12 protein-coding genes are annotated in these 11,883 nt (G+C 63.1%); 5 read left to right on the top strand and 7 right to left on the bottom strand.

Features of this window, described 5'->3' with window-relative positions:
* Positions 1-135: 135 nt before the first annotated feature.
* A complete protein-coding gene (locus tag CWE01_RS17320; protein ID WP_100941766.1) occupies positions 136-1,524 on the top strand; it encodes a PLP-dependent aminotransferase family protein in 1,389 nt (462 codons plus the stop codon).
* A 185-nt stretch (positions 1,525-1,709) separates the two neighbouring features.
* Positions 1,710-2,075 carry a DUF3509 domain-containing protein gene (locus CWE01_RS17315; RefSeq protein WP_100941765.1) on the top strand — a complete coding sequence of 122 codons (366 nt, stop codon included), beginning with the start codon at positions 1,710-1,712 and terminating at the stop codon, positions 2,073-2,075.
* Between the two features lie 7 nt (positions 2,076-2,082).
* Here the strand turns inward: CWE01_RS17315 and CWE01_RS17310 are convergent, their stop codons facing one another.
* On the bottom strand, positions 2,083-3,282 hold the full coding sequence (locus CWE01_RS17310; protein ID WP_100941764.1) for a DUF1501 domain-containing protein: 1,200 nt from the start codon (positions 3,280-3,282) through the stop codon (positions 2,083-2,085).
* Between the two features lie 28 nt (positions 3,283-3,310).
* Positions 3,311-4,849 (bottom strand): DUF1800 domain-containing protein, encoded by a 1,539-nt coding sequence (locus CWE01_RS17305; protein WP_100941763.1) that lies wholly within the window; start codon positions 4,847-4,849, stop codon positions 3,311-3,313.
* Between the two features lie 265 nt (positions 4,850-5,114).
* Here CWE01_RS17305 and CWE01_RS17300 point away from each other — a divergent pair, with 265 nt between their 5' ends.
* Complete coding sequence (locus tag CWE01_RS17300) at positions 5,115-5,456, top strand: YXWGXW repeat-containing protein (protein ID WP_100941762.1); 342 nt, start codon at positions 5,115-5,117, stop codon at positions 5,454-5,456.
* A 64-nt stretch (positions 5,457-5,520) separates the two neighbouring features.
* Here the strand turns inward: CWE01_RS17300 and CWE01_RS17295 are convergent, their stop codons facing one another.
* Complete coding sequence (locus CWE01_RS17295; RefSeq protein WP_100941761.1) at positions 5,521-6,021, bottom strand: phosphate-starvation-inducible protein PsiE; 501 nt, start codon at positions 6,019-6,021, stop codon at positions 5,521-5,523.
* Positions 6,022-6,307: 286 nt separating this feature from the next.
* On the opposite strand from CWE01_RS17295, the gene CWE01_RS17290 reads away from it, so the two are divergent.
* Positions 6,308-6,574 (top strand): YebG family protein, encoded by a 267-nt coding sequence (locus CWE01_RS17290; RefSeq protein ID WP_100941760.1) that lies wholly within the window; start codon positions 6,308-6,310, stop codon positions 6,572-6,574.
* Between the two features lie 30 nt (positions 6,575-6,604).
* Here CWE01_RS17290 and CWE01_RS17285 read toward each other — a convergent pair whose 3' ends face one another.
* Complete coding sequence (locus CWE01_RS17285) at positions 6,605-7,624, bottom strand: Glu/Leu/Phe/Val dehydrogenase dimerization domain-containing protein (protein WP_100941759.1); 1,020 nt, start codon at positions 7,622-7,624, stop codon at positions 6,605-6,607.
* Positions 7,625-7,803: 179 nt separating this feature from the next.
* On the opposite strand from CWE01_RS17285, the gene CWE01_RS17280 reads away from it, so the two are divergent.
* The gene (locus CWE01_RS17280) at positions 7,804-8,607 is read left to right on the top strand and encodes a SirB1 family protein (protein WP_100941758.1); all 804 of its coding nucleotides are present in this window, start codon (positions 7,804-7,806) and stop codon (positions 8,605-8,607) included.
* 10 nt (positions 8,608-8,617) lie between these two features.
* On the opposite strand, the gene maiA is transcribed toward CWE01_RS17280, so the two are convergent.
* Genes maiA through hmgA form a run of 3 tightly spaced genes read right to left on the bottom strand, consistent with a single transcriptional unit; the run spans position 8,618 to position 11,875 of the window.
* The gene (gene maiA / locus CWE01_RS17275; protein ID WP_100941757.1) at positions 8,618-9,256 is read right to left on the bottom strand and encodes a maleylacetoacetate isomerase; all 639 of its coding nucleotides are present in this window, start codon (positions 9,254-9,256) and stop codon (positions 8,618-8,620) included.
* 12 nt (positions 9,257-9,268) lie between these two features.
* Positions 9,269-10,573 carry a fumarylacetoacetase gene (gene fahA / locus CWE01_RS17270; RefSeq protein WP_100941756.1) on the bottom strand — a complete coding sequence of 435 codons (1,305 nt, stop codon included), beginning with the start codon at positions 10,571-10,573 and terminating at the stop codon, positions 9,269-9,271.
* Positions 10,574-10,576: 3 nt separating this feature from the next.
* Positions 10,577-11,875, bottom strand: coding sequence for a homogentisate 1,2-dioxygenase (hmgA, locus tag CWE01_RS17265; protein WP_100941755.1), 1,299 nt, complete (start codon positions 11,873-11,875; stop codon positions 10,577-10,579).
* Positions 11,876-11,883 lie beyond the last annotated feature (8 nt).

The raw sequence follows: 11,883 nt of genomic DNA, 5'->3' as shown, positions 1-11,883 counted from the left end.
CCTGGGTGTGGAATACATTGATTCGATTGATGCGCATATAACCGCATAAATTGATTCGATTCAATAGAATCAATTTAGATTCATACACCCTGTGATAAGCTTGCCCGCACTTTTCAGGATCGGTAGCCATCAAGCATGTGGGTTCCTCGGCTCAGCGACTTCAACCAACCGGTGTATCTCTCCATCGCCGACGCGCTGGCGCGGGATATCGCCAGCGGTACGCTGAAAACCGGCAGCCGCCTGCCGACCCTGCGTGAACTGGCCCAGGCGCTGGAGGTCACGCCCGGCACCATCAGCCGCGCCTACAGCGAGGCCCAGCGGCGCAAGCTGGTGCAGGGCGAAGTCGGACGCGGGACCTATGTGCTGGAACAGGGCGCTACACCGGTGCAGCGTCAACAGACCTCGACACTGCTGGCCTCGGGGCCGACCGACCTGCTCGACCTGTCGATCATCAAGCCCCATGGCGAGCCTCTCGAACACGAGTTGCGCGATGCCCTGGTGAACATGGCCAACGACGCGGATTTCGCCCGCGCCCTGGACTACGCCCCCGACGGCGGCCACCCGGCCCACCGCGAAGCCGGCGCGCAGTGGTTGCGCCAGTCGGTGCCGGATGCGCAATGGCAGCAGGTGGTGATCACCGCCGGCGCGCAGCATGGGCTGATGGTCGCCATGAGTGCCCTGAGCAACAGCGGTGACCTGGTACTCTGCGAAGCACTTTGCTACCCCGGAATCATCTCCCTGGCCCACGGCCTCGAGCGCCGGCTCGGCGGCGTGGAAATGGACGAGGAAGGGATCATTCCCGAGGCCCTGCGCAAGCGTTGCCTGCGGGAAAAACCGGCGCTGCTGATCTGCGTCGCGACCTGCCAGAACCCGACCACGGCGATCATGTCCGCCGCGCGCCGGGCGCAGATCGCAGCGATTGCCGAAGAATTCGATTTCATCATTATCGACGACGATATCTACGGTTTCCTCGCCAACGATCCGTCGATCAAGCCGCTGTCCAGCTACGCCCCGGAGCGCTCGGTGTACCTCACCAGCCTGTCGAAATCGGTGATGCCGGCCCTGCGCATCGGTTACCTGTACAGCCCGCCGAAACTGCTGTCGCGCCTGACGTCCATGGTGCGCAGCAGCATCTGGATGCCATCGCCGCTGACCGCGCAACTGGCCAGCATGATGCTCAGCGAAGGGCTGGATACCCGGCTGGTAGCGGTCCAGCGCGCCGAAGCCGCCGCGCGCCAGGCCATCGCCGCCGAAGTCTTTCGCGGCCTGCAGATCACCACCCAACCCCACAGTTATCATCTGTGGCTGACCTTGCCCGAGCCCTGGAGCGGTGATGAGTTCACCCTGCTGGCGCGGGCCAACGGGGTGCTGGTGCTCAGCGGCACGCAGTTCCAGGCCGAGCGCCTGGGGCATACCCGCAGCGTGCGGATCGTGCTGATGTCACCCACCAGCCGCGACGAACTGCGCTTCGCCCTGACCAAGCTGGCCAGCCTGATCGACGCCGACCCGCGACGTTTCTACTGAACGGTCGTTTACTCGGCACAAGCCTTGCACTCACAGATTCGTCAGTACTGCATCCATGCAGTATTGATGCAGTTGTGCCCCGACATGAGGTCAGGGCACCGATCTGCCGCCGGTCCGGAACCGACGAACCAATCCGGCCAGCGAGCAGTCAATGAATGCAGGTTTCGATCAGAGTGGTGACACACATGGATAACCCCTTTCAGTTGATCAACGAGGCTTTCCAGCCCGAATACCGGGTCAACCTCAGCCTCCAGGGACTCGACGGCGACGTCATGCTGACCCTGTCCAACGCCGATGGCGTGGTGGCCAAACGAATGATCAGCGCCGAGCAGCGCAATGATCCCAGGCGGCTGAAACGCCTGATCCAGAGCGTGCAATTCGGCATTGCCATCGAGCAGGGACACAGCGCGATGGATATCCTCACGGCCATGACCGACAGCGACAGCCTCAAGCTGGGGACGCTCCCGGCACCGGTCTGGAGCGGTCCCGGCCATCGTGTCGGACGCCCGGTCACACCGACCGGACGGGTCGTGACGCTGCCGGTTCGTTAAGCAGCCGCTACACCAACTGCAAGCCATTGGGGCGTGCGCCGGGAAAAACGCTCTGAAGTTGCGCAGTGGACAAACCCCAGGTGCGGCCCAACAGGCCGCCCAGCAGATCGCGGTAATTGTTCAGCACCGGATAGTCGCGGTTCTGCAACAGGCTGCCCGGTGCCACTGCCACTTGCTCACCGGCGATACGCCCACCGTGCACGCTGCCGCCCAGCACCCAGTAGACCGTGCCATGGCCATGATCGGTGCCGCGATTGCCGTTCTCGCGGAAGGTGCGGCCAAACTCCGAGACCACCACCACGGTGGTGTCTTTCCACTGATCGCCCATGGCGTCGGCAAAGGCCGCCAGGCCCTGCCCCAGGTTCGCCAGGTTGTTGGATAGCTGCCCCTGGGCGCCGCCCTGGTTGACGTGGGTATCCCAGCCGCCGACATCGACGAAACCCAGCCGATACTGATCGCGCATCAGGGTGGCGATGCGCCGGGTTTCCGCGGCGAAATTCTGCGCCGTCTGCGCGCCGCGCCCGGCCTTGGCCATTTCGTCCTGCAGGTCCTTCGATACTTGCTGGCGCAGTTGCAGGCCGTCGGACACCGGCGCGGCCAGCGTCGTACCCTTGTACATCGAGGCGAGGATCGAGGACTGGCGCTCGTCGAACACCGGTTTCGAGACCCCGCGCAACGACAGGTTGGGAATATCCCGGCCGCCCTGGAAGCTCAGGGGCAAGGCATCGGTAAAGGCAATCGGCGCACTGCCGGGCATGGCGCCGGCCAGGCGGGCGAGAAAGCCCGAACCGTAGTGCCCGTGCTGATCGCCGGCCAGGCCGGCCTCGATATTGTCCTGGGTTTCGAAATGGCTGCGGGACAGGTCGTCGGTACCGGCAAAGGGCACGAAGGCGAGTTGCTTGCGCTGCCAGAGCGGGTAGAGCGAATCGTGCAACACCGGATTGAGGCCCCAGTGGCCGTCGAGGGCAATGGCGCTGTTGGGGTTGTGCAGGTCGGGCCGGGCAATCGCCAGGGTCGGCCGCGACTCGTAGTAGAAATCGCTGGCATAGGGCACCAGCAGGTTGTTGCAGTCATAGCCGCCGCGCAGGAACACCACCAGAAAGCGCGGCGCCGACGCGGGGGCGGCAAACAGCTTGCCGGAGAACGACAAGGTCGGCAGGGTCGCGGCGGCAACCGCTGAAGCGACCAGAAAGTCTCGACGATTCATCACTGCACCTTCCTTGAAGAGCACGACATTAACGGTTGTTGAAGTCCGGTGAAGACAGCAGGAAGGTGTTCCATTCCTGCGGCGAGGTGGCCTGATTCAGCGCGGCGGCGGTAGCCGCCGACAGATGCGGGCCGATGGCCTCGTAGTACAGCGGCGTAGTGATCATGGGGAAACCGCCCTGGGCCTTGTCACTGCCTTCCGGGGTAAACAACTTGTTGTAGCCCGAGCCGATGGACCGGGCGATTTCGAAACGCTTCGACATCTGCCCCGAGCTGGCCCAACCGGCGGCATCCAGCGGCCAGCCGTCCGGGGTCTGCCGGCCGAATACCGGTTCACCCAGCTGATTGAGCCAGTTGAGCATCGGCCGCGGATTGGCGATGGGCTTGCCGTCGTAGGCCAGGCGTACCGCCGAGACCACGAACTGGGTCGGGTCCTTGAATTTTTTTCCGGCGCTTTGCAGCAGTTCCGGCGACTCGAAGAGCGTACGCAGCACCTGGGCGATGTCGCCATCGCTGCGCTGGAAGGTCACGCTCATGCGGTCCACCAGGGACTGCGGCGGCTGGTCGGCAACAAAGTATTGCGCCAGTTTGCGCGAGATGAATTGCGCACAGGCTTTCTGCCGGGTGATCAGATTCACCGCCTGGGTGATTTCATCGAAACCACTGCCCTGGATCGATTCGCCCAGCAGCACCTTGTCGGAGAAGTCATGGCGCTTGGGATTGAACTGGAACATCCCGTCATTCACCACCAACGGCGCCACCCGTGGCCCGAACTTCTGCACCCGGCCATCCAGCGGCCGCACCCCGGCACCGGTAAGGATCAGCGCCAGTTGCTGGACATCCTGCTGGGTGTAGCCGGAACCGACCCCCAGGGTGTGCAGTTCCATCAGTTCGCGGGCGTAGTTTTCGTTGACCTTGCCGTTGGCGTTCTGGGCATTGTCGAGAAACTCCAGCATGGCCGGGCTCTTGAGGGTCGCCAGGACCAGGTCCCTGAACTTGCCCAGGGCATGTGGGCGGATGACCTGCTCTTCGTAGTCCGCCGCCATCAGGCGTACCGCGCCCTTGCCGGCAAACACGCTGAAATGATTGAGCCAGAAGCCGACCATCTGCTCCTTGAGCTGGTTGCTACCATAGACCGCCCGCAGCAAGGTGATTTGCCGGGCCTGGTCGGCGGCGTCATTGAGCAGTTGCTGCTGGGCCTTCCTGGCATCGGCCTTGGCATCGCCGTCCGGCATCGACTGCAGTTGCTCCTGGCCTTGCTTGAAGGCGAGCAAGGTGGCCTGCTGCGGTTGCGCGAGGATCGGGAAGGCCCGCAATTGTGCGTCGATGCCCGGCGGCAGCGGGTCACGGATACGGTCAGCCAGTTGCGCCTCGAGCAAGCCGGCACGGCCCATGGCCCGAAAGCGCGCGACGTTCGCCGCATCCAGATCATAACCGTCGCGCCGCAGCCAGGCCGCGTCGGCAGGACTCAACGGCACCACGGGCGCCGCAACAGCGACGGCGGGAAATCCCGCCGCCAGGCATACCGACAACCCCAGACAACGTAGAACAGCACCCGGTACTGGCATATCAAGTGGCTTCCAAAGGTGAGAACGGCAGCAATCCTTTCATTCCCAGTGTCTGTTGAACTGGCTGTACCAATGCTGACAAATGCGCATTCAGTTCTATCCTGCCCAAGGCTTGTGACAAGTGGCTCTTGCCGTGAAAAAGACTGTATCGGGTTCAGGATCCGGACAGATACATACTGTTACAACAAGCGTAGCCGGTGAGAAAACACGGCAACGATCCGTTCGCCAGGCGTGCGCCGTGGGCGGACCATCCCGAGGAGGCAACATGTTTTTACGTTACGCAGCACTTGCAGCGGTAGTCGTGGCGGCTTCCGGTTGCGTACAGGAACGCGTGGTTCACGATCGCCAGGTGGTGGTCGAACGGCCCGCGCCGCAATACGTGGAAGTGGTGGCACCGCAGCCACCACCGCAGGAAGTGATCGAAGTGGAGCCGGCCTATCGCCCTGGATTCATCTGGGCACGGGGCTACTGGCATTGGGACGGGCGGCGCTATGTGGCAATGCACGGTCATTGGGAACCGGTGCGTCAGGGTTATCGCTATGTGCACCCGCACTGGGAACGGCATAACGACGGCTGGCATTTGCGTGCCGGTGCCTGGGTCAACTGATCAAAGGCCTTCTGTAAGCGCGAGCACCCTCGCGCTTACAGGCGTCGTCGCCTGACGGCGTGTTTCAAATCTCGCCCTTCTCCACTTCCGGATGCTCGCTGGAGCCTTCTCCGGTCTTGCGTTGCGGATGCTCGATCTTCACCGACGGAAACTGCGACGAGGCATAGCGCACCACCAGGATCGCCAGCGCCAGCAGCAGGATCGCACCGGAAAGGTAAACCACGCCCATGTCCGGCGGATTGTGGTGCGACACGTTGGAAATCAGCAGCCGGGTCAGCGCGGTGATCGCCACGTAGATCAGGAAGCGCACCGGCATGTGGTTGGTCTTGAAGTAGATCCCCACCATCGCCCCCAGTTCGAGGTAGATGAACAGCAGCAGGATGTCGTCGATCTTCAGATGACCCTCTTCGATCATCGTCAGGAACTCCATCACCGCCGCCCAGGCCGTGACCCCGCCAATGGCGAACAGCGCCAGGTAATGAAACGACTCGACGAACAGGTTGCCCAGGGACTCGGCCACCTGATGGACGTTTTGCCTCAGCTTTTCGGCCCAATTGATTTTCACGGTGCAGGTTCCTTGGTTCGGTTTGATCGGAGGATGCGGGTGGAAGATGACTGTTTTTCCTGCATGCAGAAAAAAGGCCAGGGAAAGGGGTGAGATGGTGATAATGCCTTCCGGGGCACGCCAGGGTGGTGCGGCCTGTCGACGCAGCAGCGCACCTGACAAACCGGGAAATAGGTCTACATTAAAAAGCCACTACCCAAACCCTGGGGATTCGCTTATGCTTTTAGCTGTATATAAATACAGTAATTGCAAAACACAACTATCGTGAAGGCATGTGAGGTGGTGAATGGCCGTCGAAGTGGTATACCGCAGCAGCCGAGATCTGGAGCGTTTGTTCATGGATAAAGCCGAAGCTGACCGTCATGACAAAATGCTCGAACTGGCCGAGCTGTTGGCCGAAGTCCTGCAAAAAGCCGTGCCCTCGCTGAGCGAGCAGCAGGTGGAAGAAGCCGGCATCTACATGGCGAAAAACCGTGATGTATTCGCCCGGGCGTTCAAGAGCCAGCCGGATGCGTTGAGCGAATTGCTCTCGTCCCCTGTCCCTGTCGAGTAAGACAGCGCCAGACGGCAGGAACCGGTTCGCTCAACGGTAAAGCAGGCGCTCCGCCAGTTCGTCGGCCACCCGCGCCGGCGAGCGCTTTTCCGCCTGGGCATGGGCAAAGACTTCGGTCAGGCGCGTGCCGATACGGGACAAGTGGGCGGTGATGGTCGCCAGCTCCTCGCCCTGGTGCCTGAGGGTCACATAGATCAATCCGCCAGAACTGATCACGTAGTCGGGCGCATAAAGAATCCCGCGTTTTTCCAACTGATCGGCGACGCTGATATGGGTCAGCTGGGTGCTGGCCGAACCCGCCACCGCTGCGCAACGCAGCTGCGCCACGCTCTGGCTGGTGAGCACATTGCCCACGCTGCAAGGGGCCAGGATATCGCACGGAGTACTGAGCAAGGCTTCACAAGCGATCGGATGCGCCCCCAACTGCTCCATGGCCAGTTGCACCTTGCCCGGGTCGGTATCGCTGACCAGCAATTCCGCCCCCGCCGCGTGCAGCTGCTCGGCCAGGGCATAACCGACATTACCCAACCCTTGCACCGCCACCCGTAACCCTTCCAGGTTGTCGCTGCCCAGTCGCGCCATGGCGGTGGTGCGAATCCCCGCGAACACACCCATGGCCGCATGCGGCGACGGGTCACCGGCGCTGGTGGTGCTGGTGACGTGCTGGGTGTATTGGGCGATGCAGTCCATGTCGGCGGTGGAGGTCCCACTGTCGATGGCGGTGATATAGCGTCCGTTGAGCTGCTCGATACAACGACCGAAGGCCTCGAACAACGCGGCGCGGTTTTCCACATGGGGCGGACGAATGATCACCGCCTTGCCGCCGCCCACCGGCAATCCCGCAAGCGCGGCCTTGTAGCTCATGCCCTGGGCCAGACGGATGGCATCGACCATGGCACTTTCATCGTCGGGATAGGCCAGGTAACGACAGCCGCCCAGCGCCGGCCCGAGACGACGGTTGTGGATGGCAATCACCGCCTTCAACCCGGTAACGGGATCAACACTGAGGTGCAGCGACTCAAGACGAGTGCTTTGCATGAGAGCGAACATCGAGAGGCCCCCCTGAATACTGCCTGTAGCGAGTATAGGCTTCGTGGGAAAGCTTGCAGAAGCAAGCAGGAATAAGGCCTTGGCGTTTGCGGTTTTTGCGACATAACCCTCGACTGCTGCAAGGGCACTGGACGAAAGCCTGGCACGGGGCTAAAACAGAGACTCTGCCGGAGATCTCGATGAACCCCCGCCAAGCCTTTTTCGCCTGCCTGCAACGTACCCCACCCGCCGTGTTCGAAGCCGCCGTGTGGATGGCAGCCGAACATGACCCGCAGGTCCTGCCTGAATCCGTATTGCGCGATTTCCACGATCTGCAGCAACGGGTCAGCGCCGGTTTGCCCATGCTGCCGGTCAGCGAGTTGGGCCAGCCGCTATTGCGGCGGCTGAACGAGCTGGGCTTCCAGCAGGACGCGTTCACCCCACTGCGACCTCACGCGGCACTGCTCGACAAGGTCCTGCAGCGTAGACGCGGGCAACCGCTGGCGCTGGCCTTGATCGCCCTGGAACTGGCCCGACAGTTGGAGATTCCGCTGGTGGGGGTGAATTTCCCCGGGCATTTCCTGCTGCGGGTGCCGGGGGCCGACCATCTGCTCGACCCGTGCGGCGGCCGGCGTCTTTATCCCAACGACTGCCGTGAACTGCTGGTCCGCCAGTACGGCCCGAGCACGATGCTGAAGGCCGAGCACATGCATAACGCCACGCCGGTGCAGATGCTCCAGCGCCTGTCGCGCAACCTGCGGCAATTGCACCAGGCCAACGACGATTTCCTCGGCGCCCTGGTGGATGCCGAGCGGGTCCTCGAACTGGGCCAAGCCAATGCCAGCGACTACCTGGCCCGCGCCAGCCTGTACCAGCGCCTCGATTGCCCACGGGCCGAACGCCATGACCTGGAACGGGCGCTGCTGCTCAGCGAAGACCCGCTGCAGCGACTAAGGCTGACGGAACGGCTGGGGCAATTGCCGCCGAATGCGGTGGTGCATTAGGCGGCATGCCTTACAACGGAGTATCCGGCTGATTCGCCGGATGCGCCTTGATAAACGCCGGATGCTGTTCCGCCAGCGCCGCTACCCGGCGAATACGCGGATAAGCGTCCAGTGACACCTTGAAACGCTGCGCCGCATACAGTTGCGGAATCAGGTACACATCCGCCAGCCCCGGCTCCTTGCCAAAACAATAACCCACGTCACCAATCAACTGCTCCACCGCCGTCAGCCCCTGGCTGACCCAGTGGCCGATCCACTCCTGCACCTGGGCATCATCATGCCCCCACTGGCGCAGCAGGTTGGTGGTACCGGAATTGTGCAGCGGATGAATATCGCAACCGATCACCGCCGCCACCGCCCGTGCGCGGGCACGGGTCATCAGGTCCGAGGCCAGCAGCGGCGCCTGTGGATAACGTTCTTCGAGAAACTCGATGATCGCCGGCGACTGCGTCAGTAGATCCCCGGCATCGGTGCGCAAGGCCGGCACCCGACCCTGCGGGTTGACCGCCAGGTACTCCGCCTGGCGCTGCTCACCGCCACCCGGGGCGATCAGGTTGATCGGCAGCGCGTGGTAATCCAGGCCCTTGAGGGCCAGGGCGATCCGCACGCGGTAGGACGAGGTCGAACGGTAATAGGTGTAAAGCTCCATGGTCCTCTCCTCTCAGCGTGCCGAGACAATCTTGCCGCGGCATTCGCCGAAGCCAATGGAAGCAAAACCTTCACGGCTGCAACGCGCCCGCAGGATGATTTCATCGCCGTCCTCAAGGAACTTGCGCACTTCACCCGAGGCCAGCTCCACTGCTTTCTTGCCGCCTTCGGTGATCTCCAGCAGGCTGCCGAACTGCCCGCTCTCAGGACCGGACAAGGTGCCCGAGCCGAACAGGTCGCCGGCCTGCAACTGGCAGCCGTTGACGCTGTGATGGGCCACCAGTTGCGCCACGGTCCAGTACATATGCCGGGTGTTGCTCAGGGTCAAACGGTGGGCCGGCAGGTTCTGCTCGCGCATGGCCTCGGTCAGCAACAGCACTTCCAGTTCGATATCAAAGGCACCGCCCTGCTGGTCGCGCGCGTCGAACAGGTACGGCAACGGCTGCGGATCGCCTTGCGGACGCGGCGGCTGGGCCTGGCGGAACGGCGCCAGTGCCTCGGCCGTCACCACCCAGGGCGAAACGCTGGTGATAAAGCTCTTGGACAGGAACGGACCCAGCGGCTGGTATTCCCAGGCCTGGATATCCCGCGCCGACCAGTCATTGAGCAGGCAGTAACCGGCGATATGCTCGGCGGCATCGCCGATGGCGATCGACTCGCCCATGGCATTGCCCTGGCCGATCCAGATGCCCAGTTCCAGTTCATAGTCCAGGCGTGCGCAGGGACCGAAGGTCGGCTCAGTCTGCCCGGCAGGCAAGGTCTGGCCCTTGGGACGGCGTACTTCGGTGCCGGATGGACGAACGGTCGAGGCCCGGCCGTGATAACCGATGGGCACGTACTTGTAGTTGGGCAGCAGCGGGTTGTCGGGGCGGAACAGCTTGCCGACGTTCTGCGCATGCTCGATGCCGACATAAAAGTCGGTGTAGTCGCCGATCCTGGCCGGCAGGTGCAACTGGCAATCGGCGGCCAGGTGCAGCAGCTTGGCACCCTGGGCTTCGATCTTGCCGCGCAGGCTGCTGCCTTCGCCGAACAGTTCCAGCAGACGCGTGCGCAAGGCTAGACGGGCCGTGGCACCGCGCTCAAAGAAAGCATTCAACTGACCGCCACGGGTCGCTTCGACCGCGACCTTGGCCTGGCCTTCAAACAAGCCGAGCTCCAGGGCCGCCTCCAGATCGAAGATCAGCTCGCCAATCGCCACGCCACTGCGCGGTGCCGAACCCTGATGACTGAACACCCCCAGCGGCAGGTTCTGCAACGGGAAATCGGCATGGCCGTTGGCAGAGGCAACCCAGCTGCGAAGGATGGTTGGCTGACTCATGGGTTATCTCCGATTCGGGTTGAAAGTGACGGGCAAGGTGGCCCAGCAAGTATCGTAGTTGCTTTGCAGCTGTGGGCAGTCGAGGGCGAAACGACTCGGGCGCAGCACCTGGCTGGTCTCGAACATGAAGGCCATGGTGTTGTCGATCTTGCTTGGCGCCAGTTCGGCGGCAATCGCCCGGGTGCAGGTTTCGCCGTCCGGGCCGTGGGCACTCATGCAGCTGTGCAGCGACGCGCCGCCGGGCAGGAAACCTTCGGCCTTGGCGTCGTAGGCACCCTGGATCAGGCCCATGAACTCGTTCATCAGGTTGCGGTGGAACCACGGCGGACGGAAGGTGTTCTCGGCCACCATCCAGCGCGGCGGGAAAATCACGAAGTCGAGGTTGGCCATCCCCGGCACGCTGGTGGGCGAGGTCAGCACGGTGAAGATCGACGGGTCCGGGTGATCGAAGCTGACCGTGCCAATGGTGTTGAACCGGCGCAGGTCGTATTTGTACGGCACGTTGTTGCCGTGCCAGGCGACCACGTTGAGCGGCGAATGATCAAGTTCGCAGCCCCAGAGTTCACCGAGGAACTTCTGCACCAGGGAGGTCGGTTGCCGCAAGTCTTCGTATTGGGCGACCGGCGTCAGGAAGTCCCTCGGGTTGGCCAGGCCGTTGCTGCCGATCGGCCCGAGGTCGGGCAGGCGCAGTGGCGCGCCATGGTTTTCAGCGAGGTAGCCACGGGCTTGCGGGTCGAGCAGTTCGACACGGAATTTCAGGCCACGGGGCAGGACGGCGATTTCCAGCGGCTCGATCTCCAGCACGCCGAGTTCGGTGACGAGCCGCAGCCGCCCCTGCTCCGGGACCAGCAGCCATTCGCCGTCGGCATTGAAGAACACCCGCTCCATGGAACGGTTGGCGCGATAGCTGTAGATGCTGATACCGGCCGGTTTCTCCGCCGCCGAATTGGCCGCCATGCTCACCAGGCCATCGAGGAAATCGGTGGGTTCGCTCGGGATCTCCAGCGGGTTCCAGCGCAGGCGGTTGGGGGTGACCGAACCCAGCGGGCCTCCGGCCAGTTGCCGCTCCAGCTTGATGAACGCCGGGTGCCGGGCCGACGGCTGGATGCGATACATCCAGGTCCGCCGCGCTTCGCTGCGGGCCATGGTGAAGGCGGTGCCGGAGAACAGCTCGGCATACAAACCGTAGGGCGCTTTCTGCGGGGAGTTCTGGCCGACCGGCAGCGCGCCGGGCAGGGCCTCGCTGCTGAATTCGTTACCGAAGCCGGACTGATAGGCCAGCACCGTGGAATCGGGGTTCATGGAGCCTC

This window comes from Pseudomonas sp. QS1027, assembly GCF_002814235.1.
GTDB lineage: Bacteria > Pseudomonadota > Gammaproteobacteria > Pseudomonadales > Pseudomonadaceae > Aquipseudomonas.
This window is presented reverse-complemented; position numbering and strand designations above follow the sequence as displayed.